This is a genomic window from Streptomyces sp. NPDC043952 (assembly GCF_056435325.1).
Genome location: NZ_JBWKES010000041.1, coordinates 32067 through 57976 on the forward strand (window position 1 = coordinate 32067; position 25910 = coordinate 57976).

The 25910-nt window shown below is 72.4% G+C and carries 26 protein-coding genes and 3 pseudogenes; 10 read left to right on the forward strand and 19 right to left on the reverse strand.

All coding sequences use genetic code 11. The annotated features are described in order from the left end of the window. Window positions 1–21 precede the first annotated feature (21 nt). Both AC069R_RS30015 and AC069R_RS30020 read left to right on the forward strand, forming a co-directional pair. A complete protein-coding gene (locus AC069R_RS30015) occupies window positions 22–2088 on the forward strand; it encodes a HelD family protein (protein ID WP_478769885.1) in 2067 nt (688 codons plus the stop codon). Window positions 2089–2115: 27 nt separating this feature from the next. Then, a complete protein-coding gene (locus tag AC069R_RS30020) occupies window positions 2116–2760 on the forward strand; it encodes an RraA family protein (protein WP_478769886.1) in 645 nt (214 codons plus the stop codon). 129 nt (window positions 2761–2889) lie between these two features. Here the strand turns inward: AC069R_RS30020 and AC069R_RS30025 are convergent, their stop codons facing one another. From AC069R_RS30025 to AC069R_RS30035, 3 genes are all read right to left on the reverse strand, one after another. After that, a complete protein-coding gene (locus tag AC069R_RS30025) occupies window positions 2890–5256 on the reverse strand; it encodes an ATP-binding cassette domain-containing protein (protein WP_478769887.1) in 2367 nt (788 codons plus the stop codon). Between the two features lie 76 nt (window positions 5257–5332). After that, window positions 5333–5455, reverse strand: coding sequence for a CGNR zinc finger domain-containing protein (locus tag AC069R_RS30030; RefSeq protein ID WP_478769888.1), 123 nt, complete (start codon window positions 5453–5455; stop codon window positions 5333–5335). A 508-nt stretch (window positions 5456–5963) separates the two neighbouring features. Beyond that, window positions 5964–6677, reverse strand: a complete 714-nt coding sequence (locus AC069R_RS30035; RefSeq protein WP_478769889.1) for an N-acyl homoserine lactonase family protein — start codon at window positions 6675–6677, stop codon at window positions 5964–5966. A gap of 323 nt (window positions 6678–7000) precedes the next feature. Between AC069R_RS30035 and AC069R_RS30040 the strand changes: the two genes are divergently transcribed. Continuing rightward, on the forward strand, window positions 7001–7372 hold the full coding sequence (locus AC069R_RS30040; RefSeq protein WP_478769890.1) for a VOC family protein: 372 nt from the start codon (window positions 7001–7003) through the stop codon (window positions 7370–7372). Between the two features lie 257 nt (window positions 7373–7629). Here the strand turns inward: AC069R_RS30040 and AC069R_RS30045 are convergent, their stop codons facing one another. Beyond that, the gene (locus AC069R_RS30045; RefSeq protein ID WP_478769891.1) at window positions 7630–8130 is read right to left on the reverse strand and encodes an NUDIX hydrolase; all 501 of its coding nucleotides are present in this window, start codon (window positions 8128–8130) and stop codon (window positions 7630–7632) included. Window positions 8131–8262: 132 nt separating this feature from the next. On the opposite strand from AC069R_RS30045, the gene AC069R_RS30050 reads away from it, so the two are divergent. The 3 genes from AC069R_RS30050 (at window position 8263) to AC069R_RS30060 (ending at window position 9837) form a co-directional block, all read left to right on the forward strand. Next, window positions 8263–8694, forward strand: coding sequence for a helix-turn-helix domain-containing protein (locus tag AC069R_RS30050; protein ID WP_397985275.1), 432 nt, complete (start codon window positions 8263–8265; stop codon window positions 8692–8694). An 80-nt stretch (window positions 8695–8774) separates the two neighbouring features. Beyond that, a complete protein-coding gene (locus AC069R_RS30055; RefSeq protein ID WP_478769892.1) occupies window positions 8775–9377 on the forward strand; it encodes a hypothetical protein in 603 nt (200 codons plus the stop codon). Window positions 9378–9489: 112 nt separating this feature from the next. Continuing rightward, a complete protein-coding gene (locus AC069R_RS30060; protein WP_397985277.1) occupies window positions 9490–9837 on the forward strand; it encodes a DUF2516 family protein in 348 nt (115 codons plus the stop codon). Window positions 9838–9933: 96 nt separating this feature from the next. Here the strand turns inward: AC069R_RS30060 and AC069R_RS30065 are convergent, their stop codons facing one another. The 3 genes from AC069R_RS30065 to AC069R_RS30075 all read right to left on the reverse strand — a co-directional run bounded on the left by AC069R_RS30065 (window position 9934) and on the right by AC069R_RS30075 (window position 14265). After that, window positions 9934–11229, reverse strand: a complete 1296-nt coding sequence (locus AC069R_RS30065; RefSeq protein ID WP_478769893.1) for a PP2C family protein-serine/threonine phosphatase — start codon at window positions 11227–11229, stop codon at window positions 9934–9936. Window positions 11230–12091: 862 nt separating this feature from the next. Further along, the gene (locus AC069R_RS30070) at window positions 12092–13189 is read right to left on the reverse strand and encodes a C40 family peptidase (protein WP_478769894.1); all 1098 of its coding nucleotides are present in this window, start codon (window positions 13187–13189) and stop codon (window positions 12092–12094) included. Between the two features lie 260 nt (window positions 13190–13449). Further along, window positions 13450–14265, reverse strand: a complete 816-nt coding sequence (locus AC069R_RS30075; RefSeq protein ID WP_478769895.1) for a class I SAM-dependent methyltransferase — start codon at window positions 14263–14265, stop codon at window positions 13450–13452. A gap of 161 nt (window positions 14266–14426) precedes the next feature. Between AC069R_RS30075 and mshA the strand changes: the two genes are divergently transcribed. Both mshA and AC069R_RS30085 read left to right on the forward strand, forming a co-directional pair. Continuing rightward, entirely contained in the window at window positions 14427–15764 is a 1338-nt protein-coding gene (mshA, locus tag AC069R_RS30080; protein WP_478769896.1) for a D-inositol-3-phosphate glycosyltransferase, read from the forward strand. After that, window positions 15757–16257, forward strand: a complete 501-nt coding sequence (locus AC069R_RS30085; RefSeq protein WP_478769897.1) for a type III secretion system chaperone family protein — start codon at window positions 15757–15759, stop codon at window positions 16255–16257. Before mshA ends, AC069R_RS30085 begins: the two co-directional genes overlap by 8 nt. A gap of 11 nt (window positions 16258–16268) precedes the next feature. Here the strand turns inward: AC069R_RS30085 and AC069R_RS30090 are convergent, their stop codons facing one another. Continuing rightward, window positions 16269–17111, reverse strand: a complete 843-nt coding sequence (locus AC069R_RS30090; RefSeq protein ID WP_478769898.1) for a helix-turn-helix transcriptional regulator — start codon at window positions 17109–17111, stop codon at window positions 16269–16271. 49 nt (window positions 17112–17160) lie between these two features. Between AC069R_RS30090 and AC069R_RS30095 the strand changes: the two genes are divergently transcribed. Further along, the gene (locus AC069R_RS30095; RefSeq protein WP_478769899.1) at window positions 17161–17643 is read left to right on the forward strand and encodes a DUF2000 family protein; all 483 of its coding nucleotides are present in this window, start codon (window positions 17161–17163) and stop codon (window positions 17641–17643) included. 62 nt (window positions 17644–17705) lie between these two features. On the opposite strand, the gene AC069R_RS30100 is transcribed toward AC069R_RS30095, so the two are convergent. Beyond that, a complete protein-coding gene (locus AC069R_RS30100; protein WP_478769900.1) occupies window positions 17706–18179 on the reverse strand; it encodes a carboxymuconolactone decarboxylase family protein in 474 nt (157 codons plus the stop codon). Between the two features lie 120 nt (window positions 18180–18299). Then, a complete protein-coding gene (locus AC069R_RS30105) occupies window positions 18300–19583 on the reverse strand; it encodes an MDR family MFS transporter (RefSeq protein ID WP_478769901.1) in 1284 nt (427 codons plus the stop codon). A 204-nt stretch (window positions 19584–19787) separates the two neighbouring features. Here AC069R_RS30105 and AC069R_RS30110 point away from each other — a divergent pair, with 204 nt between their 5' ends. Beyond that, window positions 19788–20549 carry a phosphoglyceromutase gene (locus tag AC069R_RS30110; protein ID WP_478769902.1) on the forward strand — a complete coding sequence of 254 codons (762 nt, stop codon included), beginning with the start codon at window positions 19788–19790 and terminating at the stop codon, window positions 20547–20549. Between the two features lie 86 nt (window positions 20550–20635). Here the strand turns inward: AC069R_RS30110 and AC069R_RS30115 are convergent, their stop codons facing one another. The 9 genes and pseudogenes from AC069R_RS30115 to AC069R_RS30155 form a co-directional block, all read right to left on the reverse strand. After that, the gene (locus AC069R_RS30115; RefSeq protein ID WP_478769903.1) at window positions 20636–20824 is read right to left on the reverse strand and encodes a hypothetical protein; all 189 of its coding nucleotides are present in this window, start codon (window positions 20822–20824) and stop codon (window positions 20636–20638) included. Between the two features lie 507 nt (window positions 20825–21331). Further along, window positions 21332–22547 (reverse strand): annotated as a pseudogene (locus AC069R_RS30120) (tyrosine-type recombinase/integrase). Window positions 22548–22569: 22 nt separating this feature from the next. Beyond that, entirely contained in the window at window positions 22570–22803 is a 234-nt protein-coding gene (locus tag AC069R_RS30125; RefSeq protein ID WP_478769904.1) for a helix-turn-helix transcriptional regulator, read from the reverse strand. Next, window positions 22796–23958 (reverse strand): annotated as a pseudogene (locus AC069R_RS30130) (replication initiator). Before AC069R_RS30130 ends, AC069R_RS30125 begins: the two are co-directional and overlap by 8 nt. Window positions 23959–24117: 159 nt before the next feature. Beyond that, window positions 24118–24363 carry a SpdD protein gene (locus AC069R_RS30135; RefSeq protein WP_478769905.1) on the reverse strand — a complete coding sequence of 82 codons (246 nt, stop codon included), beginning with the start codon at window positions 24361–24363 and terminating at the stop codon, window positions 24118–24120. 25 nt (window positions 24364–24388) lie between these two features. After that, window positions 24389–24583 (reverse strand): hypothetical protein, encoded by a 195-nt coding sequence (locus AC069R_RS30140; RefSeq protein WP_478769906.1) that lies wholly within the window; start codon window positions 24581–24583, stop codon window positions 24389–24391. A gap of 16 nt (window positions 24584–24599) precedes the next feature. Then, entirely contained in the window at window positions 24600–24791 is a 192-nt protein-coding gene (locus AC069R_RS30145) for a mobile element transfer protein (protein ID WP_478769907.1), read from the reverse strand. Window positions 24792–24803: 12 nt separating this feature from the next. Continuing rightward, window positions 24804–25415, reverse strand: coding sequence for a DUF2637 domain-containing protein (locus AC069R_RS30150; protein WP_478769908.1), 612 nt, complete (start codon window positions 25413–25415; stop codon window positions 24804–24806). Between the two features lie 30 nt (window positions 25416–25445). Further along, a pseudogene (locus tag AC069R_RS30155) lies at window positions 25446–25910 on the reverse strand (FtsK/SpoIIIE domain-containing protein); the annotation flags it as partial.

Below are 25910 nucleotides of genomic sequence, written 5' to 3' on the forward strand. Positions count from 1 at the left end.
ACTTGTCGTAGGCTGGGCGGCATGACGCCACGCCCCGCCCTCACCGACGCCCTGCGCGCCGAGCGCGCCCACCACGACGCCTGCCGGGCCGCCCTCGCCGCGATGGTCGAGGGCGCCGCGGAGCAGGTCGTCATCGGGGAGGACGTCTCCGCCTCCGGCGCGGACGCCGAGGTGCTCGGCCACCGGCTGCGCAGCCAGGCCAAGGCGCTGCGCGAACTCCCGCCGGGCCCCCTGTTCTTCGGCCGTCTGGACTTCGCCCCCGACCACCCCGAGCACGGCGGGCTCCGCTTCCACCTCGGGCGGCTGCGGATCACCGAGAGCCCCGCCGCCCCGCCCCTCGTGGTCGACTGGCGGGCCCCCGTCTCCCGCGCCTTCTACCAGGCGAGCGCCCGCGACCCCCAGGGCGTGGCGGTACGGCGGCGGTTCGGCTGGGCGCCCGGCAGCACCGGGGAGACGGTGGACCTCACAGGCTTCGAGGACGAGCACCTGGGGGAGGACCCTTCCGGGGGCGGGGCGGCCGGGGCTTCCGGGGGCGGGGCGCCGCGGCCGGGCGGCATCGTCGCCCGTGAGCTGGAGCGTCCCCGTGTCGGGCCCATGCGGGACATCGCCGCCACCATCCAGCCCGAGCAGGACGACCTGGTGCGCGCCGCCCTCGCCGACTCGGTGTGTGTGCAGGGCGCCCCCGGCACCGGCAAGACCGCCGTCGGACTGCACCGCGCCGCCTATCTGCTCTACACCCACCCCAAGCGGCTCAGGCGCTCCGGCCTGCTGATCCTCGGCCCCAACCGGACCTTCCTCGCCTACATCTCCGAGGTGCTGCCCGCGCTCGGCGAGAGCGGGGTGCGCCAGTCCACCCTGCTGGACGAGATCGCCCGCCACCCGGTCACCGGCACCGACCCGGCGCCCACGGCCGCCCTCAAGCACGACCCGCGGATGGCCGAGGTGCTGCGCCGGGCGCTGTACGCGCGGGTGAGCACGGACGGGGTGAGCGACCTCGCCGTGCCGGACGGCTCCTACCGCTGGCGGGTGCCCGCCGGTGAACTCGCCGCGATCGTACGGGAGGTGCGCGCGGAGGAGCCGCCGTACTCCGTCGGCCGCGAGCGGGTGCGCACACGGGTGGTACGACGGCTGCGCGAGCTGGCCGAACGGCGCTCCGGGGTGCTGCCGGCCGCCTGGGTGCGGCGCATGGAGCACGCCCGGCCGCTCACCGCCCAGCTCGACCTGGTGTGGCCGAAGGTCCGCCCGGAGGAGGTGCTGGCCCGACTCCTCACCGACAAGGAGGAGTTGGCCCGCTCGGCGGACGGGCTCCTGTCCCCCGGCGAGCAGGCGGCACTGCCGTGGGCGCGCCCGCCGCGCTCGTTCAAGTCCGCCCGCTGGTCGGCCGCCGACCTGGTCCTCCTGGACGAGCTGTCCGGGCTGATCGAACACCCCGAGAGCTACGGGCACATCGTGGTGGACGAGGCGCAGGACCTCTCGCCGATGGAGTGCCGGGCCGTCGCCCGCCGGGCCGTCTTCGGCTCGCTGACCGTCCTCGGCGACCTCGCCCAGGGCACCGCGCCGTGGGCCGCCCGCGACTGGTCCGCGCAGCTGCGCCATCTCGGCCGGCCGGACGCGGCGGTGGTGTCGCTGACCACCGGGTTCCGGGTGCCGGCGGCGGTCGTCGCCCTGGCCAACCGGCTGCTGGCCCGCCTGGAGGTGGCGGTGCCGCCCGCCCGGTCCCTGCGCGCGGACGGCGAGTTGACCCTGCACCCTACCGGTGACGTCCTCGCCACCACGGTGACCGCCGCCCGCCGCGCCCTCGCGCGGGAGGGCTCGGTCGGCGTGATCGCGGCCGACGCGGACGTGCCGGCCGTGGCCGGGGCCCTCACCGCAGCGGGCCTCGAACCCGCCGCCCCGGACGCGCTCGGCGCCCGGCTGACCCTCGTCCCGGCGAGCGTGGCCAAGGGCCTGGAATACGACCACGTCATCGCGGTGGAACCGGCCGCCGTGACCGAGGCGGAGGAACGGGGCGCGCACCGGCTGTACGTGGTGCTGACACGGGCGGTGTCCCGTCTGGACGTCGTGCACGGCCGACCGCTGCCGTTCTGAGCGGGCGCGCCGGGTAGCGTGCCGGGCATGACCGAACTCACCGCCGGAGCACCGGACTTCGCCGCCTTCCAGGACATCCCCACCACCACCCTCGCCGATCTGCTCGGCGTGGAGCAGGTCATGGACATCGGGATACGGCCGCTGTGGGGGCCGGTGCCCCGTGTGGCCGGACCGGCGTTCACCGTGAGCTGCCCGCCCGGCGACAACCTCATGCTGCACGCGGCCATCCACCGCGCCGCCCCCGGCTCGGTGATCGTGGTCGAGTCCGGCGATCTGCGGTACGCCCTGGCCGGCGGCAACGTGTGCGCCGTCGCCCAGCGCAACGGCGTCGCCGCCTTCGTCGCCGACGGACTGATCCGCGATCTCGGCGAGGTGCGCGACCTGGGTTTCCCCGTCTTCGCGCGGGGGATCGTGCCCATTCCGGGCGCCAAGAAGGTCACGACCCCCTTCGGCCGTCCCGTGCGCTGCGGGGGCGTGCGGATCGAGGCCGGGGACGTGGTGGTGGCCGACGAGGAGGGCGTGGTCGCCGTCCCGGCCGCCCGCGCCCCCGGCATCCTCACCGCCGCCCGCGCCAAGCTCGCCAAGGAGGCGACGCAGACCCTGGACGACTGGGAGCGGGCACACCGGGCACGGATCGAGGAGATCCTGAAGGAGCAGGGGTTCGAGGGGTGAGGTGAGGGGCGGGACGGAGGGGGCGGGGCTGTGCCGTCCGAGGCCACGCCCGCGTCAGCGCCGTTCGCCCCCCGGCAGCGGGTCCCGGTGATCCGCCCGGCTAAGCCCCACCCGGTTAAGCCCCGCCCCTCACGCCCCCACGTACTCCGCCAGGTGCTCCCCGGTGAGCGTCGAGCGGGCCGCGACCAGGTCGGCCGGGGTGCCCTCGAAGACGATCCGGCCGCCGTCGTGCCCGGCGCCGGGGCCGAGGTCGATGATCCAGTCGGCGTGGGCCATGACCGCCTGGTGGTGCTCCACCACGATGACCGACTTGCCGGAGTCCACCAACCGGTCGAGCAGGGCCAGGAGTTGGCCGACGTCGGCCAGGTGGAGGCCGGTGGTCGGCTCGTCCAGGACGTAGACGCCGCCCTTGTCGGCCATGTGCGTGGCGAGCTTCAGGCGCTGCCGCTCGCCGCCGGACAGGGTGGTGAGCGGCTGCCCGAGGGTGAGGTAGCCGAGGCCCACGTCGGCGAGCCGGCCCAGGATCCTGTGGGCCGCCGGGACGTGCGCCTCGCCCGCGCCGAAGAACCCCGCCGCCTCGGCCACCGGCATCGCCAGCACCTCGCTGATGTCCCGCCCGCCGAGCCGGTACCGCAGCACCGACGCCTCGAACCGCCTGCCCTCGCACTCCTCGCACGTCGTCGCCACCCCGGCCATCATCGCGAGGTCGGTATAGACGACGCCCGCGCCGTTGCAGTTCGGGCAGGCGCCCTCCGAATTGGCGCTGAACAGGGCGGGCTTGACCCCGTTGGCCTTGGCGAATGCCTTGCGGACCGGGTCCAGCAGCCCGGTGTACGTCGCCGGGTTGCTGCGCCGCGAGCCGCGGATCGGCGCCTGGTCCACCGATACGACGCCCTCGCCGGCCGGGATCGACCCGTGCACCAGCGAACTCTTGCCGGACCCGGCCACCCCGGTGACCACGGTCAGCACCCCGAGCGGGATGTCCACGTCCACCCCGCGCAGGTTGTGCGTCGTCGCGCCGCGGATCTCCAGCGCGCCGGTGGGCTTGCGCACCGTCTCCTTCAGCGTCGCCCGGTCGTCCAGATGGCGCCCGGTGAGCGTGCCCGCGGCCCGCAGCCCCGCGAGGTCGCCCTCGTAGCAGACCGTGCCGCCCGCCGTGCCCGCGCCGGGGCCGAGGTCCACGACATGGTCGGCGATCGCGATCACCTCGGGCTTGTGCTCCACGACGAGCACCGTGTTGCCCTTGTCGCGCAGCCGCCGCAGCAGCGCGTTCATCCGCCGCACGTCGTGCGGGTGCAGGCCGATGGAGGGCTCGTCGAAGACGTACGTCACATCGGTGAGCGAGGAGCCGAGGTGCCGGACCATCTTCACGCGCTGCGCCTCGCCGCCCGACAGCGTGCCCGAAGGCCGGTCCAGCGAGAGGTAGCCGAGGCCGATCTCCACGAACGAGTCGAGGGTGCCGCGCAGCGACTCCAGCAGCGGCGCGACCGACGGCTCCGCCAACTCCCGTACCCAATCGGCCAGATCGCTGATCTGCATGGCGCACGCGTCCGCGATGCCGATCCCCGCGATCTTCGAGGAGCGGGCCGCCTCGGTCAGCCGGGTGCCGTCGCAGTCCGGGCACACGGTGAAGGTGACCGCACGGTCCACGAACTCCCGGATGTGCGGCTGCATCCCCTCCCGGTCCTTGGCCAGCATCGACCGCTGGATGCGCGGGATCAGACCCTCGTAGGTCATGTTGATTCCCGCGATCTTCATCCGGGTCGGCTCGCGGTGCAGGAAGTCGGCCAGTTCCCGCTTGGTGTACGAGCGGATCGGCTTGTCCGGGTCCACGAAGCCGGACTCGGCGTACAGCCGGAAGTTCCAGCCGCCGGCCTTGTAGCCGGGCACGGTCAGCGCGCCCTCGTTCAGCGACTTGCCGGCGTCGTAGAGCTGGGTGAGGTCGAGGTCGGTGACGGTGCCCCGGCCCTCGCAGCGCGGGCACATGCCGCCCGTGATGCTGAAGCTGCGCCGCTCCTTGACCTGCCGGCCGCCGCGCTCCACGGTGACCGCGCCCGCCCCGCTGATCGAGGCCACGTTGAAGGAGAACGCCTTGGGCGAGCCGATGTGCGGGGTGCCGAGCCGGCTGAAGAGGATGCGCAGCATGGCGCCCGCGTCGGTGGCGGTGCCGACGGTGGAGCGCGGGTCGGCGCCCATCCGCTGCTGGTCCACGATGATCGCGGTGGTCAGCCCGTCCAGGACGTCCACCTCGGGCCGCGCGAGGGTGGGCATGAAGCCCTGCACGAACGCGCTGTACGTCTCGTTGATCAGCCGCTGCGACTCCGCGGCGATGGTGTCGAACACCAGCGAACTCTTGCCGGAGCCGGACACTCCGGTGAACACGGTCAGGCGGCGCTTGGGGATCTCGACGCTGACGTCCTTGAGGTTGTTCTCGCGGGCTCCGTGCACCCGGATCAGGTCGTGGCTGTCGGCGGGGGCGGCGTTGGCGGCGTCCATGCGGGCCACGGTAGCCGGGCCCACCGGCCCACCGCTTCTTAGATCCTGACCGGCTCCGGCGCCCGCCCTCCCGCGCTCACGTCCGGGGCGGCTGGGCCGCGCTGTGCCGCTGGTAGCAGCGGGCGACGCGGGCGCGGTTGCCGCAGCGGGCGGGGGAGCACCAGCGGCGGCGGGGGTGCTCGGGCAGGAAGACCAGCACGCAGCCGTCCGCCTCGCACTCCTTGAGCCTGCCGATCGCCGGCTCGGTGAGCAGCCCGGCCGCGGCCCCGACGTGAGCAGCCCGGCCGCGGCCCCGGCCGGCGCGGCGGCCACGCGGACACCGAGCGGGCCGGTGCGACGGGGGACAGCCGTGACGCTCGTACCGTCCCCGCCGAACTCCCACACCGCCGGCGCGACCCGCTGTGCCTCGGTGAGCCCCCGCAGGGCGGCCGCGGGGGGCTCGGCCCCGTCCAGCAGCGCCCGGACGACGGCCTCGGTGTGCTCTCGTACGACGTGCACCGGAACCAGGTCGTCCGGTACCGGCTGTCCATCGTGCAGAACGGCAACGTGTACGAGGAGGGGCTGTCGTACGCGGCCCGCGCCTTCACCGGCCTCACCCCCGGCGCCCGCGCCTGCCTTGCGCAACCTCTCCGCCGCCGAACTCTGATCTCCATCTTCCTCTCTCCACCTTCCTCGCCCACTCCGCGGCAGCACGCGGAGCCTTCCGGTCAGCGGCCCTCGGTTCGTGGTGGTTCCCATGTCGAGCTGTCGTGGGCGAAGAGGACGCGTCGGGGGTCGAAGTCGGCGAGGCGGTCCAGCCAGGGCTGGTAGGGAGGGAGCGGCTGCTCCGCGCCGTCGAGTGCCGCGTGGCGGGCCAGTTGGGCGGAGGCGAAGTGGGAGGCGAAGTCGCAGGCCTGGCCGGCGAGGACCACTGTGCCGTCGTCCCGCCGGACGACGAGCGACTGGTGCCCATCGGTGTGCCCCGGCGTCGGGATGATCCGGACGCCCGGCCAGACCTCGGCCTCGCCGGAGATCTCCTCGTAGGTGGCGCCGGGGAAGTCGATCAGCTCGGCGAAGGTGTAGTCGCCCCGGCGGGCGGTGGCCAGTTCGACGTCCTGGACCAGGATGGGCCTGCCGCCCAGAAGAGGGTTCCCGCCGCAGTGGTCGAAGTGCAGATGGCAGTTCACGACCAGCGAGATGTCGTCGAGGGCGACCCCGGACGCCGACAGCGCGTCCCGCAACGCCCGCCGCCGGGGCCGGTAGTGCGCCTCCGTCTCGGGGTCCGCGGCGCCGATGCCGGTATCGAAGAGGATCAGCCCCTTGTCGTGCCGCACCAGATAGGCGAGGACCGGCTCGACCCGCGGCCGCGCCCCGCCTGTCTCCGACGCGGGCCGGACGAAATACCCCAGATCGAGCCGGCGTACCGCCGTATCCCTCCCCATGCCGCCATCCTGACAGGCCGCCGTACGACATCCAGCCGATCCGCCGGCAGCGAAACCGCGGGCACCGGTCACCGGGAATCCGGCCTCCGCGCCCGTGCTTACGACCCCGCGCCCGTGATTTCGCCCCCGCCGAGCGCCGCCCGGAGTGCCAAGATCGCCGGTCCCGGCTGTCCTGTCTCAGATAACTGTTGGCATGGTGTGGCCCTGACCTGCTGTGCTTACGGTTGAGCGGAACGAACGCGCCCTCCCCGTCCCGCTCGGCCGTAGGCAGGCAGCCGCCTCTACGGCGTGCACGGAAGTCCACTGGGCGGCTCGGAGGTCTCATGCCCCTCCAGATGGAATTGGTCGCGATAACCCTCGATTGCCCTGATCCGCTGGCTCTGGCGGCGTTCTATCAGCAGGCCACCGGTTTTGAACCACACCCGAAGTCGGACGCCGAGTTCGCCGGTCTCCACCGTGAGGACGGACTCTTCATCGGCTTCCAGCGGGTCGAGGACTACCGGGCTGCGAGTTGGCCCGACCAGATCGTTCCTCAGCAGGTTCACATCTGCTTCAAGGTGGCGGAGAGCCTGGACGAGGCCGAAGCCCGGCTGCTGGAGCTGGGCGCGGGCAAGCCGGATCATCAGCCGCATGGGGACAAGGCGCGGGTCCTCACCGACCCTGCTGGACATCCCTTCTGCATCGTCGCACGCTGATTGCCGGGTTCACGAGGGCTTCGACCGTGCCCCGAAGGGCTGCCTGCATCGGGAAGGGGCGATGGCATTCGACGATGGCTTGTGTGACGACGTGAAGCTGCCATTGAGGACCGTCCGTCTCCAATGGGCTGATACGAACAGGCCGACCAGTGTGACGACTTCGGGGTATCCAGCTGTGATCCGCCGGGGGGCCGTCCTGTCCGGTTCAACTTTCGGTGGGCCGCAAGCAGGCGTCCCAGCCCGCGAGGCGGGCAAGGTCAGGACTGCGCGGTCCGGAACGCGAGATACCGGCTGAAGGCCTCGTGGCTGTCGGGAGTAAAACGCCACTCCAGCAGGGCCGACCGCAGCTCAGGCCAGGTCAGCCAGCCATGCCAGGCGACCTCATCGGGATCGGGGACCACGGCGTCCGGCACCACGGCTTCGTGCACGCCGAGCCAGTGAGGGCTCAAGCCGCTGCGGTTGATGAACGTGAACAGCAGGCGCGGCAGCGCACGAATGCCCAGCTCTTCGGCCAGCTCCCGCGCGGCGGCCTGTTCATAGGACTCGCCGACATTTGCGGCGCCACCGACCTGGACCTCATGGAGCCCGGGGAAGCGCGATACCTGCTTCGACCGCCGGTGGACGAGGATCCGTCCACGCTCATCACGACACACCGTCACGGCGACCCGGTGCAGCCAACCCTCCCGGATGGCCCCCCGACGGCTGACCACCCCCAGCACGCGATCTTGACCGTCGACACGCTCCACCAGTTCATCCACGACGCACACCCTGGCAGAGCCCACCGACAACGACACCTATCGTGCTCAGGCTCAAGTGGCGTCCCCTCCGCGTCGGCACACTCCTGCAAGCAGGTGCTTGCAATTGTTAGCGGGGAGGGGCATGGTGGAGGCATGGCATCGCTGAACGTCGGCAATCTCGGTGAGTACCTGCGCGAGCAGCGGCGGAACGCCCAGCTGTCGCTGCGGCAGCTCGCCGAGGCGGCCGGGGTGTCCAATCCGTATCTGAGCCAGATCGAGCGCGGGCTGCGCAAGCCGAGCGCGGAGGTGTTGCAGCAGGTCGCCAAGGCCCTGCGCATCTCCGCCGAGACGCTGTACGTCCGCGCCGGCATCCTCGACGCCGAGCGGGACCGGGACGAGGTGGAGACGCGCGCCGTCATCCTCGCCGATCCCTCGCTCAACGAGCGGCAGAAGCAGGTGCTGCTCCAGATCTACGAGTCCTTCCGCAAGGAGAACGGATTCGGGGCCGGCGAACCCGCGGGTGAGGACGGCGCGGAGCAGGGAACGGACACCGACGATGCCGGTTCGCGGCGGACGGCCGGCTGACGCCGGACCAGGGCACCGGGCGCCCACCGCGAACCCACACCATCTCAGCCGAACGCGAGATCCGGGAGGACCTGATCACCATGGCCATCACCGACGACCTGCGCAAGACCCTCAGCGACCCGACCCCGCTCTACTTCGCCGCCGGCACCGCCGACCTCGCCCTCCAGCAGGCCAAGAAGGTGCCCGCGCTGGTCGAGCAGCTGCGCACCGAGGCCCCGGCCCGGATCGAGAAGGTGCGCGGCACCGACCCGAAGGTCGTGCAGGAGAAGGCCACCGCCCGTGCCAAGGAGGCCCAGGAGACCCTCCAGGCCAAGGTCACCGAGCTGATCGGCGGCTTCGACGTGGACCTGAAGAAGCTCGGCGAGCAGGCCCAGGACCTCGCTCTGCGCGGCGTGGGCGTCGCCGCCGAGTACGCCGTCAAGGCCCGTGAGACCTACGAGAAGGTCGCCGAGCACGGCGAGCAGGCCGTGAAGACCTGGCGCGGCGAGGCCGCCGAGGACATCGAGGACCTGGCCATCGCCGTCGAGGGCAAGCCCGAGCCCGTCGAGGTCAAGGACGAGGCCGGCCGCCCCAAGGTCGCCACGCCCGAGGCCGCCGCGGAGAAGAAGGCCGCCGCCGCCAGGAAGGCCCCGGCCGCCCGCAAGACGCCCCCGGCCAAGAAGCCCACTCCGCCGGCCAAGTGACCGCGCGGGCCGCGACGGGCCGGGCATCTTTGGGGTGTCCGGCCCGTTCCGCCCGTTCTATGGGTACGGTTGCGGCAAAGGGACCGAGCAGCGGACAGGGGCGGTGGCGAACATGCTGATGTTGGGCTTCGCGGGTTTCATGGGGATCCTGAAGATCGTCCTCATGGCCCTGGCCGCGTTCGCGCTCGTCGACGCCGCCGTGCGCCGCGAGGACGCCTTCCGCGCGGCCGACAAGAACAACAAGGTCTTCTGGCTGATCATCCTGGCCATCGCCCTGGTCGTCAGCATCCTGTTCTCGATCCTGTCCATCCTGCCGATCGCCGGCGCGGTGGCCAGCATCGTCTACCTCGTGGACGTCCGCCCCGCCGTCAGGCAGGTCACGGGCGGCGGCAAGGGCTTCGGCCGCCGCGGCGGCAGCAGCAGCGACGGCCCGTACGGCCCCTGGAACGGCGGACGCTGAAAGCCGCCCGCCGCCCCGGCAACTCCGGCAGCCCCGGCAACACCGGCCGCCCCGGCAGGGGCGCGGGGAACAACGGCGGGGGCGGCCCCTGCGCCGTCACGCCAGCCGGTCCAGCAACACCACCGCCACGTCGTCCGTCAGCTCGCCCCCGTTGAGCCGGCGCACCTCCTGCACCGCGGCCCGCAGCAGCTCCTCGCCGCGCAGCCCCCCGGCGAGCTGGCGGCGGATCATCTCCACCATGCCGTCCTGGCCGAGCCGCTCCCCGCCGACCCCGACGCGGCCCTCGATCAGCCCGTCGGTGTAGAGCATCAGGCTCCACTCGGCGCCCAGCTCCACCTGCATCCGCGACCAGCGGGCGCCGGGCAGCAGCCCGAGCGCGGGACCGTTGTTGTCGTACGGCAGCAGCCGCGCGGGCATGCCGGGGCGCACCAGCAGCGGGGCCGGATGGCCGGCCAGGCACAGGCCCGCGTGGCGGCCGTCCGGCGCGATGTCCACCGTGCACAGCGTCGCGAAGATCTCCTCGTCCGCGCGCTCGTGCTCCAGCACCTCCTGGAGCGTGCCCAGCAGCTGGTCCCCGCACAGCCCCGCGAGGGTCAGCGCCCGCCAGGCGATCCGCAGCTCCACGCCGAGCGCGGCCTCGTCCGGGCCGTGCCCGCAGACGTCGCCGATCATGGCGTGCACCGTGCCGTCGGGGGTGCGCACGGCGTCGTAGAAGTCGCCGCCGAGCAGCGCGCGCGAGCGGCCCGGACGGTACCGGGCCGCGAACCGCAGCGAGGAGCCGTCGAGCAGCGGCGTGGGCAGCAGCCCCCGCTCCAGGCGCCGGTTCTCCTGCGCCCGCAGCCGGCTCTCGGTGAGCCGGCGCTCGGCGGTGTCGGACCGTTTCCGCTCCACCGCGTACCGGATGGCGCGGCTGAGCAGACGGCCGTCCAGCTCGTCCCGGAAGAGGTAGTCCTGCGCGCCGACGCGCACGGCCTCGGCGCCGCGCTCGGCGTCGCCGGAGGCGGTCAGCGCGAGCACGGCGTGCCGGGGCGCGAGCTGGAGGACGTGGTGCAGTACGGCCAGCTCGTCGTCGGTGTCGCTGCCGCCCGGCGCGGGCAGCGCCAGGTCCAGCAGGATGCAGTGGACGTCGTCGGTGAGCAGCCGCTCGGCCTCGGTGAGGTTGCGGGCGGTGCGCACGCGGATCGGCTTGCCGGCCGAGTCCAGCAGTTCGGGCACGATCGGCGAGCCGACCGGGTCGTCCTCGATCAGCAGCAGGGTGAGAGTGGCGCCGCTCACGGTCGCGGCGTCGCGGTGGGCCTCTTCCTTGAGGGGGCCGCCGACGGCGCCGGCGGCCTGCGCCTGACCACTCTCCACGGCCGGGATCGCTCTCTGCCGCGGTACGGGTACGGGCATCGTCCTGGGTTCCTTCCCTCCCCCCGAGGGCGCGGCGGTGTCGAGGGGTCTCGACCCACCGTCGGGTGACCATAGCGGGTGCGGCCACCCCGATGGAATGGTGTGAGCCGCGTCGCTCCGGCTCGGGCCGCTGTCATATGCCGCTTTCCGTACCGCAGTTGGACAGGGAACCGGGCCCCGAGGAATGACGAAGCTCACGTCCTGCCCCGGTTTGCACGGGGGTTGGCGGTGGAGTGGGTCACATGACCCGCGTCACCGGGACGAAAGCCGTATAACCCGGCTCATGCGACCCGCTCACACCCGCGCCCCACCCGGACCGACGGCAGCGGGCGTCGGCTCGCCCCGGCGGCCCGCGTCGGCGCAATCCCGGCGGGACCGACGGCGGCACGCGTCGGCGCGACCCCGGTCGGACCGACGGCGGCACGCGTCAGCCCGCCCCGGCGGCCCGCGTCGGCGGAATCCCGGCCGGAGCGACGGAAGCCCGCGTCGGTGCACCCCCGGTCGGACCGAGGGCGGCACGCGTCAGCCCGCCCCGGCGGCATGCGTTGGCGGCACGCGTCGGCGGAACCTCGGCCCGCCCCGGCAGCACGCGTGGCCCGCCCCGGCCACGGAACCTCGGAGCCTCCAGCCCAGGCACCGGCGGCGCCCCCCGGCCGGACCGGCGGCGCCCCCCGGCCGGACCGTCAGCGCACCCCGCCCAGACCCCCGGCGTCCCCACCCCCGGCCCCCGGCCCCCGGCCCCCGGCGTCCCCCCCCCGCCCGGACCCCCAGCGTCCCCACCTCCGGCCCCCGGCGTCCCCGCCCCCGGACCCCCGGTGTCCCCACCCCCGCCCTCCGGCGTTCCCGTCTCCCGCCCCCGCCATCACGCGTCCGGCCGTACCACCCCCAGAATCGGCATCGAACCCGCCCCCGCGACCGTCACCGAGCGCCCCGGACGCGGGGCCTGGATGATCGTGCCGTCCCCTATGTACAGGGCGACATGGCTGGCGTCGTCGAAGTAGATGACGAGGTCGCCGGGCCGCATGTCCTTGACGTCGATGTGCTTGAGCTGCTTCCACTGCTCCTGGGAGGTGCGCGGTATGGGATGGCCGGCCGCGGCCCACGCCTGGGAGGTCAGCCCCGAGCAGTCGAAGGAGTCCGGGCCCGCGGCGCCCCACACATACGGCTTGCCGAGCTGGGCGGTGGCGAACGCCACGGCCTTCTCGCCCGCCGCGGACGCCTTGCCGTGGATCCGGTCGAGGATGCCGGTGTCCAGCCACGCGGTCTGCGCCTTCACGGCGGCCTGCTGCTCCAGCTGCGCGAGCCGCTCCCGCTGCTTCTCCTCCAGCGAGGACTCCAGCTTCTTCGCGGCGTCGATCTGCTGCTGGATCTTCTTCTTGGCGCTCGCCTTGGCCTTGCGGTCGGCGTCCAGCTTCTTGCCCTGGGCGGCCGCGTCGGCGGCGTAGTCCCGCAACTGCTTCTGGGCGTCGGTCCGTTCGCCGATCAGGTGGTTGGCCGCCTGCTGGCTCTGCAGGACGAGCCCCGCGCCGCCCAGGAACTGATCCGGGTCGTCGCTGAGCAGGAACTGCGCGGTGGGCGGCACCCCTCCGGTGCGGTACTGCTCCCGCGCCGCCGCGCCCGCCTGGTCCTTGAGCTGCGCGAGCCTGCGCTGCCCGGCCGCGATCTTCCTGGCCAGCGCGGCGATCTCGGCGGACTGCTTCTTGGCCTTCTCCTCCGCCGCGTTGTACGCGTCGGTGGCCACGGCCGCGTCGTGGTAGAGCTTGTCCAGCTTCTCGCGGACCTGCTCCAGATCCTTGTCCGGGACGGGTCTCGGGCTTGGGCTCGGGCTTGGACCCGCCGTCGCACCGGCGTCCCGCGGGGGTGCCGGCGCGGCGAGCGCCGTACCCGGTGCCGCGAGGACGGCCACCGCGCAGACCACGGTCAGGGCGGCCGCGAGCAGACCGCGCTTGCCCGTACCCATACCTACCCCCCAGCTGATTTACCGTCAGTAACTTACGGATGCCTGAGGGATCGTGCCACGGCCGCGCGCAAAGCGACAGAGGCCGTGAGGAAAGTCGGATTTCCCCCCACGCCCGGCCCTGACGACGATCACCTCGCCCGTCTGACGAACGACGCGCCGGGTTCGTTCCGCCGCCCGCCCACCCGAAGGGGTGGTTTCGACGGCTCCAGCCCCGCTGGCCCCGCTCCGCCCCCCGCTCTGCCCCCCGCTCCGCCCCCGCCTCAGCCCCGCGGCGCCAAAGCCCCCCACGCCACGGTCACTTCACCCTGCCGCCAGCGGACCGGCGCGTCCGTCACCGGCCAGTCCGCGGTCAGGTCGCGCACCGCGCGCAGCCAGCGCTGCCGGGCGCCGTACGCGGCGTACGGCGCGGCGGCCGCCCAGGCGCGGTCGAAGTCGCGCAGGAAGGCGTGCACCGGCTCGCCGGGCACATTGCGGTGGATCAGCGCCTTCGGCAGTCGTTCGGCGAGGTCGGAGGGGCGTTCCAGGGAGCCGAGCCGGGCGGCGAAGGTGACGGTCCGCGGCCCCTCGGGCCCGAGCGCCACCCAGACGTGCCGCCGCCCGATCTCGTCGCACGTCCCCTCGACCAGCAGCCCCCCGCGCGAGGCGCCGCCCGCCGGGGCCAGCCGCGCGCACAGCCGCTCCCAGACGGCGGCGACCTGGTCCTCGTCGTACTGGCGCAGCACGTTCGCCGCGCGGATCAGCAGCGGGCGCCCGGCCACCGGGACCTCGAAGCCGCCGTGCCGGAAGACCAGCCCCACGCGCTCGTACGGCCGCGCCGCCGCCACCCGCTCCGGCTCGATCTCGATGCCGACGACACGGGTGGCCGGGGCGGCGGTGCGCAGCCTGCCGAGCAGTTCCACGGCGGTCCAGGGGGCGGCGCCGTACCCGAGGTCGACGGCGACCGGCTCGGCGGCGCGGCGCAGCTCGGCGCCGTGGACGGCCGCGATCCAGCGGTCCATGCGGCGCAGCCGGTTGGGATTGGTGGTACCGCGCGTCACGGTCCCGACGGGGCGGCGGGCAGCTGCGCGGGTCGACATGAGTACGAGGGTAAAGGGGGATAGGACCGAGCCAAGAAGGGTAATGATTCGGCAAAGCGGCTTGTATGGGAAATGGCCGACCACCCGCCCGCTGTTGCACCTGCGTGGAGGGCGCAGGCGAGTCCTCCGTCCGGCATGCCCGCAGCAAGGAGGAACGCCAGGTGAGCCAGTACGCCAGCAGGCTCGGGCGCCGCTCCCCGTCCGCCGCGCCCCGGCTACGGCTGCTCCGCCGGCCCCGCCGGGTCGCGATGCTCTCCGTGCACACCTCGCCCCTGCACCAGCCCGGCACCGGCGACGCGGGCGGCATGAACGTCTACATCGTGGAGCTGGCCCAGCGGCTCGCCGCCCTCGGCATCGAGGTGGAGGTCTTCACCCGCGCCACCGCGGGCGATCTGCCGCCCACCGTCCAGCTCGCCCCCGGCGTCCTGGTCCGGCACGTGGACGCGGGCCCGTACGAGGGCCTCGCCAAGGAGGAGCTGCCCGCCCAGCTGTGCGCCTTCACGCACGGCGTGATGCAGGCCTGGGCCGGCCACCGCCCCGGCTACTACGACCTGGTCCACTCCCACTACTGGCTCTCCGGCCACGTCGGCTGGCTCGCCGCCCAGCGCTGGGGCGTCCCCCTGGTGCACGCCATGCACACCATGGCCAAGGTCAAGAACGCCAACCTGGCCGCCGGCGACCGCCCCGAGCCCGCCGCGCGGGTCATCGGCGAGACCCAGATCGTCGCCGCCGCCGACCGGCTGATCGCCAACACCGAGGAGGAGGCCGGCGAACTCGTCCGCCACTACGACGCCGACCCCGGCGCGGTCGCCGTCGTCCACCCCGGCGTCAACCTGGAGCGCTTCCGCCCCGCCGACGGCCGCGCCGCCGCCCGCGCCCGCCTCGGCCTGCCGAAGGACGCCCTGATCCCCCTCTTCGCGGGCCGCATACAGCCCCTGAAGGCCCCGGACGTGCTGCTGCGCGCGGTGGCCGTCCTCCTCGACGAACGCCCAGAACTGCGCTCCAAGATCCTCGTCCCGGTCGTCGGCGGCCCCAGCGGCAGCGGCCTCGCCAAGCCCGAGGGCCTCCAGAAGCTCGCCGCCCGGCTCGGCATCGCGGACGTCGTACGGTTCCGCCCGCCCGTCGGCCAGGAGCAGCTCGCGGACTGGTTCCGGGCCGCGTCCGTGCTGGTCATGCCGTCCTACAGCGAGTCCTTCGGGCTGGTCGCCATCGAGGCGCAGGCGGCCGGCACCCCGGTGCTCGCCGCCTCGGTCGGCGGGCTCCCGGTCGCGGTGCGCGACGGCGAGACCGGCTTCCTGGTCGAGGGGCACGAACCGGCCGACTACGCGCGCGTCCTCGCCCGGTTCGCCGACGAGCGGGCCCTCACCGCGCGCATGGGCGACGCCGCCGCCCGGCACGCCCGGTCCTTCGGCTGGGACGCGGCGGCCGCGGCGACCGCCGACGTGTACACGGCCGCGATCCAGTCGTACCGCCGTCGCGTACGCTCCCACCATGGGTGATGTCGAGAAGGCCGGACAGGTCCTGGAGGCCGCTTTCCAGGACGCCGAACTGGAGTGGGAGAACCCCGGACCCGGCACCTACGTGGTCAAGCTGCCCGGCACCCACAAGCTGTCCACCACCGTCTCCTTCCTCGTCGGCCGGCACTCCCTCTCCCTGAACGCCTTCGTCGTGCGCCACCCCGACGAGAACGAGGCCGGCGTGCACCGCTGGCTCCTGGAGCGCAACCTCAAGCTGTACGGCGTGAGTTACGCCGTCGACCGCCTCGGCGACGTCTACGTCACCGCGCGCCTCCCGCTCGCCTCCGTCACCCCCGACGAGATCGACCGCCTCCTCGGCCAGGTCCTGGAAGCGGCCGACGGCGCCTTCAACTCCCTGCTGGAGCTGGGCTTCGCGACCTCCATCCGCAAGGAGTACGCCTGGCGCGTCTCCCGCGGCGAGTCCACCCGCAACCTGGACGCCTTCAAACACCTCGTCGAGCGCCCGGCCGAGTGAGCTCTGGGGGCCTACGACGCCGGCCGCGCCCCGCTCCGGTAGCGGCCCGGCGGCACCCCGACCAACTTCCGGAAGTGCCGGGTGAGATGGGCCTGGTCGTAGAACCCGGTCAGGGCCGCCACCTCGCCGGGCGGCAGCCCGTCCAGCAGCAGCCGGCGGGCCCGGCCGACCCGGCGTGACATCAGGTACTGGTGCGGGGCGATGCCGTACGCGCCGCTGAACGCCCGTACGAGATGAGCGGGATGGGCGTGCAGCGCTCCGGACGCCTCCGCGAGCGAGAGACCGTCGGTGAGCCGCGCGTCCAGCAACTCCCTGAGTTTCCGCGCGAGTCGCGGGTCTCGTCGGGGTCTCGGCGGTTCGGTGCGCCGCCGCAGATGCCCCCGCAGCCGCTCCCCGACGAGCGTCAGCCTGCTCTCCGCCTCCAGCTCGTCGCCGGGCCGGGCGAGGGCCGCGTGCAGTTGCCCGACGCGCAGCCGCAGCACCGGATCGCGCAGATCGGGCCCGTCCACGGCCGCCCCGATCAGCTCCTCGCCGAGCCGGCTGCTGTCGAGGTAGACGACCCGTTTGCGGAAGCCGCCGGGGGTGGCGGGGGAGCCGTTGTGCGGCACGTGCGGGGGCAGCAGGCTGACCGTGTCGAGGGGGGTGCCGTGCTCGTGCCGGTCGAGGTCGTAGCGGACCGCGCCGTCGTCCACGATGAGCAGCGTCCAGGCGTCGTGGACGTGCATCGGGTAGGCGTACTCGGTGAAATGGGCGTGGAAGACCTCGGTGACGCCCGGCACCCGCGGACGCCACGCGCTCACTTCCCCGCCCGGAGCCCCGCCCGGAACTCCCCGCGCGGCCCTGCTCGCGGCCATGCAAACAACGTACAAGACCGTGCGGCGGGACGGTCGGCAGTCTCATCCCATGAGCACCCTGACCCCTGGGCCGATCCCGGCCGACGCCCCCGGACCGACCCCCTCCGACGCCGCCGAACCCCTCCGCTTCGACACCAGGATCGCCGTGCTGCTGCGCGCGGACCTGGCCCCCTGGCAGCGGTTGAACGTCACCGCGTTCCTGGTCAGCGGCCTGGGCGCGACGCTGCCCGAGGTGGTCGGCGAGCCCTACGAGGACGCGGACGGAACCCGGTACCTGCCCATGTTCCGCCAGCCGGTGCTGGTCTTCGAGGGCGGGAAGGAGACCCTGCGCGCGGCCCACGGACGGGCGCTCCGCCGTGCCCTGCCCTGCGCGGTGTTCACCGCGGACCTGTTCGCCACCGGCAACGACCGCGACAACCGCGCGGCCGTACGCGCCGTACCGACCGCCGATCTGGATCTGGTCGGGCTCGCGGTGTACGGCCCGCGCAACGCGGTGGACAAGACGTTGAAGGGGGCGCGCATGCACCCCTGACGCGCGCCCCTGACGGGGGAGCGGCCGGACCCCCGTACCGGCCGCCCCCCGGCTTCCCGCGGTCAGTCGAACATGCCGGGCTGGTAGTCGCCCGCGGGCTGCCGGACGAGGACGTTCACGCGGTTGTACAGGTTGATGACGGCGATCAGGCCCACGAGGGCGGCGAGCTGCTCCTCGTCGTAGTGCCGGGCGGCCCGCGCCCACGCCTCGTCCGTGACCCCGCCGGACGCGTCCGCGATCCGGGTGCCCTGCTCGGTCAGCTCCAGCGCGGCACGCTCGGCCTCGGTGAACACCGTGGCCTCCCGCCAGGCGGCGACCAGGTGCAGCCGCTGCGCGCTCTCTCCGGCGGCCGCGGCGTCCTTGCTGTGCATGTCGGTGCAGAACCCGCAGCCGTTGATCTGGCTGGCCCGCAGCTTCACCAGCTCCTGCGTCGCGAACGGCAGGGTGGAGTCCGAGAGCACCTTCCCGGCCGAGTTGACGTACTTGAGGAACTTGCCGGTGACAGGGTTGGTCATCAGGTTCAGACGGGCGTCCATGGTGCTGCGCTCCTGTGTCGGGTCGTACGGCTCGCTGCTGCTTCACCTCATGGACGGAAGGGGGCCCGGCGAATGTGACATGGCAGCGTGTGACCCGCGTCACACGACCGGTGGGTGCTGTCACATGGCCGGCGAGCGCTCCGGAGCGGCATCGGCGGCGGGGACGACCACCGGCCCGTCCGTCGTACGGCCTTCCTCCTCGCCCCCGCGATCGCCGAGGCCGCGCATCAGCAGGGCGTACCCGAGCCCGGCGGCCATCCCCAGGACGGCGCACGTACCCCACAGCCACTTCGCCCCGAACCGGTCGAGGACCAGGCCGGACATCAGGGGCGCGACCAGGGCGGCGACGGACCAGGACAGGGTGTACACGCCCTGGTAGCGGCCGCGGCCGTGCACGGGGGAGAGGCGGACGACCAGGCCGGTCTGGGTCGGCGCGTTGACGATCTCGGCGAGGGTCCACACGCAGACGGTGGCCATGAAGGCGCCGACGGACCCGGCGAAGGCGGTGAGCCCGAAGCCGTACCCGGCGAGGACGGAGGAGACGACGAGCAGGGTGCGCGGGTCGCGGTGCTCGATGAACCGGGTGACGGGGATCTGGAGGGCGACGATCAGGACGCCGTTGACGGCGATGGCGACGCCGTAGTCGGCGGGCGTGAACCCGGCGCGGCCCATGGCGACCGGCAGCGCGACATCGCCCTGCTGGAAGATCAGCGCGACGAGGAAGGACAGGCCGACGACGGCCATGTAGCGCCCATCGCGCAGGACGGTGCCGAGGCCGATCCGGGGCTCGTCCTCGTGGGCCGGGGCGGCGGGCCGGGACTCGGGGACCTTCAGGAAGACGACGAGGGCGCAGGCGGCCGTCATGCCCGCCTCGATCAGGAACCCGGCGAGATAGCTGAACTCGGCGATGAAGCCGGCGGCCGCGGCGGAGACGGCGAAACCGAGGTTGATGGCCCAGTAGTTGATCGAGAAGGCCCGCACCCGGTCCTCGGGCCGCACGATGTCGGCCATCATCGCCTGCACGGCCGGGCGGGAGGCGTTGGACGCCACGCCGACGAGGAAGGCGACGCCGGCGATGGCGACCGGGCCGGTCATGAACCCCAGCAGCGCGACGGAGGCGGCGGTGGCCGACTGGGCGACGAGCAGGGTGGGCCGCCGCCCGGCGCGGTCGGCCATGACCCCGCCCACGAGCGAGGCCACGACCCCGCCCAGCCCGTGCAGGGAGGCGACGAGACCGGCGTACGAGGCGGAGTAGCCGCGGTCGAGGGTGAGGTAGAGGGCCATGAAGGTGGCCACGAAGGCGCCGAGCCGGTTGACGAGGGTGCTGGTCCACAGCCACCAGAACTCACGGGGGAGCCCCGACACGGCTGTCCGGGCGGCGCGTCCGAGACGGGCGGCGGGCATGAGGGGACCCCCTGGGCGGTATACGGCTGACGCCTGGATCGGTAAGCGGCTGCTGGCGCTCGCACAACTTACTAACGGGGTCTGACATCGACCACCGGATTAACCATCGACCACCGGATTAACCGGCGTACGACAGGCGCCCCGGCGTTCCGCCCACCGGTCGGCCGCGCCGGCGCCCGGTGGGCGTGGATTACGCTCTGAGGCATGGCCGACGCACCGTACAAGCTGATCCTCCTCCGCCACGGCGAGAGCGAGTGGAACGCGAAGAACCTGTTCACCGGCTGGGTGGACGTCAACCTGAACGAGAAGGGCGAGAAGGAGGCAGTCCGCGGTGGCGAGCTCCTGAAGGACGCCGACCTGCTGCCCGACGTGGTCCACACGTCCCTCCAGAAGCGCGCGATCCGCACCGCCCAGCTGGCCCTGGAGGCCGCGGACCGCCACTGGATCCCGGTCCACCGCAGCTGGCGCCTGAACGAGCGCCACTACGGCGCCCTCCAGGGCAAGGACAAGGCGGCCACGCTGGCCGAGTTCGGCGAGGAGCAGTTCATGCTCTGGCGCCGCTCGTACGACACCCCGCCGCCCCCGCTGGCCGACGACTCCGAGTTCTCCCAGTTCGACGACGCGCGCTACGCGACCCTCCCGCCGGAGCTGCGCCCGAGGACCGAGTGCCTGAAGGACGTCGTCTTGCGGATGCTCCCCTACTGGTACGACGCGATCGTCCCGGACCTCCTGTCCGGCCGCACGGTCCTCGTCGCCGCCCACGGCAACTCCCTGCGCGCCCTGGTCAAGCACCTGGACGGCATCTCGGACGCCGACATCGCGGGCCTGAACATCCCGACGGGCATCCCCCTCTCCTACGAACTCGACTCCTCCTTCAAGCCCCTGACTCCGGGCGGCACGTACCTCGACCCGGAGGCCGCCGCCGCGGCAATCGAGGCGGTCAAGAACCAGGGCAAGAAGAAGTAACCTCCGCCGATCAAGCCCCCTGCCTGCGGCTTTCCTGGCAGGAGGGGGTTCTTCTGTGTGCTGGGGCCGTGTCCGGGCCGTCGTGCTCAGATGCGGCGGATGCTCACGCGGAACGCGACGAGGAGCGCCGCCAGGGCGACGACGGATTCGTCAGCGCCGGCCCGGACACCCAGCCAAGCGCCGCCGAGACCAATGAGCGGGGATGGCAGGGGGCGGAGGGTGAGGTCGATGCGGAGGCCTCGGCGTGGCACCATGGCCTTCTCCATGTGGGTCATGCGTTGCTCCATCTCTAGGCAATAACCGATCCCATGGAAAGGAGAGGCCGCCCCTGCACGGGCGGCCTCTCCGCTAATCGGGTAGGAGGAAACATACACCCCGTCAGGTGACTGACAAAAAGCCACAGCCAGGAGCGTTATATCTACCCTATTAGTTGGCAGGCAGCACCGGATGGCCGACTCTGGTACCTGCGGGTGCCCACGTAGGATTCGACCCGTCGCAGGCCGCGCTAGGCTTTGCCGCCTGGCAGAGAGCCTGCCGCCATGCTCAGGAGCGACGGCGTCGACAGCGATGCGATGCGGAACTTTGCCGCGAGATTTGATTTGCGAAGCGATTCAGGATCACCAAACGTGAATCGCACTTCGGAAGGCGTAATCATCTAGGCGGAAACGTGGTGCGTAATTTGGAACTGTGAAACTGAATCCGTAACGCGAATCACGTAACGGGAATCGCTGCAAGCAAATCAGCTGTCACAAATCGCGCTGTGAACCGGCTGAAAGTTTGGTTCAAACATCGCCGAAGACAGCAGCGACAGCCTTGCGGGTACGCTCCTGGCTGGATGGCATGAGGTGCGCGTACACACGCAGGGTCAGGCCGGGGTCCGAGTGGCCGATGTACTCGGCGAGGGCCTTGATGTTCTCTCCCGCGTCCAGGAGCACCGAGGCGTAGAAGTGACGGAGGGCGTGCATGCCGTTCTCGCGGGACTCGGCGTACGACCCGCCCGGCTTCCGCTCAGGGATCACGCCGGCCGAGGCGAGGGCCCGCTTCCACGCCTCTTCGTTGAGCGACGTACGCCAGACGTGCCCGCCACGCGGCCCGGTGAAGATCAGCCGCTTGGTCACCGGAGGCCCGTCCGCCACCTTCCACGGCAAGGTGATCTCTACCGGCGGGAATCGCTTCATGTGCGCGCGGAGGGCGTCAGCGACCGGACCGGGGAGCGGTACGTCTCGGAGCTTGCCACCCTTTGGCGGGGCGAAGACCCACTTGCTGCGGCTCAGCTTAAGCTGCTGGACCACGTGGAGGGTGTCCGACTCGAAGTCGATCGCGTCGACGGCCACGCCCAGGATCTCGCCCTGTCGAAGGCCGCAGCCGCAGGTCGACCATGGCTTGGTAGCGCTCAGGCATGCCGGCCCGGACGGAGAAGACCCGTTCCGGTGTCCAGGGCACAACGCGCTTGTTGTCAACAGTCGGTGGACGGACCGAGCGAGCGGCGCACGGGTTCCGGGGAAGGTGCCCGTCATCCACGGCCGCGCTGAGGGCGGCACGTACGTTGGAGTAGATCGTCCGGGCATACGAGCCACGAACGCCGTTCTCCTGGAGCTGCCGCACCCAGTCGCGGATGTGAGCGGGCTGGAAGGAGCCGAGAGGGCGCGACCCCAGGTAGGGGTAGGCGTGTAACCGAAGCTGCGACTCCATCGAGGCCTGTGTGTTCGGGTCCGGCGCGTGGGTCACCCACTTCTCGGCGTACTGCTGGAAGGTGATCCTGGCCGCGCGGGGGTCGATGTACTGCCCCCGCGCCATGTCCGCCTCGGTCTGCGAGAGCCACTGTTCGGCAAGTCGCTTCTGCCGGTCGGGGAAGCTCTTGGACTTCTCGGTGCCGTCCGGGCCGACGTAGCGGGCGCGGTAGCGCATGCCCGTGCCATAGCGCTCGGTCTTGACCTTGCGAGTCCTGGCGTCCGGCCCCTTCTCTTCCTTGTACCAGCGGTCTCTTCCTTGTACCAGCGGTCTTGGATGTGTCCAGCCATCAGGCAGCGGCCCCCTTGATCTGGGACTCCACCCAGGCGCGTACGTCGTCCGGATCGAACCGCAGGTGCCGGCCGGCCCGGAAGCCCCTAGGACCGGTGCGCTTCCGGCGCCATTGGTAGACCGTCTCGACACTGGGCAGCTCGAACATCTCCACCAGGTCGTCAGGAGTCAGGAACCGCGTGGGCAATGGGCGCGGTTCGGCTTCCGCCACTCTGCTGCGTCGGTCAGCCACGGGTAGGTTCTCCTTCCGTTCCGGGGGCGGGTTCGAGGGATGCGGCCAGCCAGGCTTCGGTGTCGGACAGGCCGGTGCCGGCAAAGACCCAGTGGGCGAGGACGTACGTCGTTTCGGTCTCCGGGCCGTTGGGTGCCGTCGCTTGTGCGCGGCGCCATTCGTCGCCGCCGAACTCGCCCAGCTCGACATCAGCGACCACGCCCGCCGCCTCATCCGAACCGCCTGGATCCTCGGTGCAAACTTCAGCGGGCGGTCGAGGGCGCCCGTCGCCGTCTCGGCTCCCTTGGTGGCGTACTTGGCGATGTACGCCGCTACGGCCCGCTCGGTCAGCTCCTGGCCGTCATTGAAGTCGGCGGAGCGGATGGTGCGGGCGTCGAGCTGGCGGCCGAAGGTGAAGGTGTGGGCGCGGCCGTCGATGACCGGGCCGTCGACGTGGGCCTTGGCGGCGGCAGCCCCGATGGCGTCGGTGAGCAAGTCGGCGGTGGCCCAGGCCGGGGGTGGGGTGTCGCCGCCGCTGGGGCCGTCGAGGCGAATCACGGCGTGGAAGTGGACGGCGCCGCGCTTCTGGTACTCGGCGACCTTGGCGAAGGAGACGCGGGCGTGTTCACGGAAGCGGCGCTGGGACAGGCCAGCACGTTTGGCGATCTCCAGGCGTAGGTGGATGGAGAAGCGGCGCCAGAGGAGACCGGCGTGCGCGTTCCACAGCACGGCCGCTTCGTAGTCGTACGTGTCGGGGTCGAGCGGGGTGCCAAGGGCGTGGTCGTCCTGGTCGTGATGGGTGCCGCAGCGGCAGGGGCGGCCGTCGGTGCGGCGGTTGTGGGCCGGGCCGAAGCCGGGGGCGGTGAAGGTGGCGAAGACGCGGGGGTGGGCGGCGACGTGTTCCGGGGTGCCTTTGCCGCCGCGCAGTCCGGCGGTGATCAGGTGGAAGGTGTCGCGGCGGTAGACCTCGGCGCAGGCCGGGCAGCGGGTGGTGCGGCGGTTGTTGCAGCGGACGAGGAGTTGGCCGGCCGGGAGGGTGGTCGAGTCGAGGTGGTGGAGGACGCGGCCGATCTCTCCGGTGGTGGTGTCGATGTCGTACTCGGTGCGGTGGCCGTCGAGGCGGATCGGGTTGGTGCAGCCGCCGAGCCCGGAGAGCTGCCGCAGGATGCCCGGCAGGTTGCCGTTTTCGGCCAGCCTCGCGAGTTCCGGGAGCGGGGGCGGGGTGGTGCGGGTGAAGATGGCGGTCTCCTTCTGACTGGATCGGTCAGGGGTGATGGGCCCGGGGCGGCCGGATGCTTGGCCGTGTCGCAGCCGTCCCGGGTGCGGTCGGACGGGTCAGCGCCGGTGCTGCTCGCGGAGCAGGGAGCGCAGGACGACGGTGGCGACGGCCACGGAGATGGCCGTGACGGCGACGGCGGCCAGGAGCGCGGTGAGGACGACTCCGCCGACGAGCAGGGCCACGACCGTCTTCTGATCGACGGGAAGGGACGCGAGGCCGCGTCGGGCGGGCGTCGGGCCGGCCGGCGCGTGGGTGTGGGCGGACGGCGGGGTCGGGTTCTCCGGGTACTTGGGCAGGAACACGGCTTGGCCTTCCTTATCTACTCGTCTAGTCATGTGAGCCGTTTACGACGCCGACGCCGGTCCGCGTACCGGACTCGATGGCGGGGGCGAGGAAGGTGTGCGAGAGCCAGAAACCGAACAGCGCGATGACGACGACGATCCAGGGGCGGACGCCGAGGAACTTGATCGCTCCCCAGGCGAAGAAGCCGAGGACGACGACGAGCGGCAGCGAGACGGTCACGGTTGTCCGGGTCCTTTCAGCGAACAGGGCAGCAGTGGGTGCGGGCGGCCAGTTCGGCGGCGGCGCGGCTGTCGTAGTCGGCGGAGAAGCCGCAGCGCGGAGCGGTGCAGGCGGCGGTGTGCTTCTCGCGGCCCCGGTTGTCGTAGGCGGTTCCGACCTGGACGGGGCCGATGCGGATGACGTTGCGGAAGTGCCGGTTGGCGGTCACGGGGTCTCCCTCTCAGATGTGTGTGGCGATGGCTTCGGCCATGGGGGCTGGGACGCCGAGGCGGGCGCGGAGGGTCGGGGTGTCGATGGGGGTACCGGTGCGGGCGTGATGCTCGGCGGCGACCTTGCGGGCGTGTTCGACCAGGGCGGATGGGACCGGCACGGGTGGGGTCTGTGTCGGTGCCTCGATGGAGGGTTGTTCGGGGGCGGTTTCGGGCTCGTCCACCTGGTCCTCGGTGACTTCCGCTTCGGTGTCCGGCTTGGGTGCGGAGTGGGCGAGGAGCGTCCCGCCAAGGAAGGCGATGGCGGGCCAGCCCGCGACGAGGATGCGCAGCCAGGCGGGGACGTTGCCGAGGTCTAGGAGGCCGGCGGTGGCGACGTTGGCGCCGAGGGAGGCGGCGAGGGCGATGACGAACCAGCACCAGGCCGCGGCCTTGCCGTGACCGGCCCGAAGTCGTCGCCAGGCGGCGACCAGGAGCAGGTCGACGGAGACGGGATAGGCCCACGCTTTCCATCCGTCCTGTCCGGCCGCCACGGCGACGTCGTGGAGGTGGGCGAAGGACAGCGCGGCGGCGATGAGCGCCTGGACGAGCACCGCGTCGACGCGGGCCAGGTGGGCGCGCATGCGGCTCCTTCCGGAGTCGGGCGGGGTAGGTCAGTCGGTTACCGGGTGGGGCAGGACGACCGGGGCCGCATGCTCGACCGAATGCTCGGGCACGTCGGGGCGGAAGGGCTCCAGCGCGGGCAGGTCGGGCACCAGTCCGGCGGACGTGCGGCAGGTCTCGGCCGCGTCGGTGAGGGAGAGGTACGGCGTGCGGATGCGGGACCAGCCACCGGAGGTGTCACCCGCCACGGCCAGGCCGGGCCGTTCCGGGGCGATGGAGCAGGCGGCCAGGACCGCCTCGGGGGCGATGTCGCCGAGGGCCATTTTCGCGGAGGCTTCGTCGTTGACGCGGTGGCAGACACGGCCGGTGAGCTGGGCGCGGAGCATGGTGGCGCCCTTGCCGAGTTCGGCGCCGAAGCGCTGCCCGCACACCTCCAGGTACATGCCGGCCGCGCGGCCGAGCTGGGCGAGGCGGATGAGCTGCGTGACCATCTCGTCGCGCCGTTCCTCGTCCTT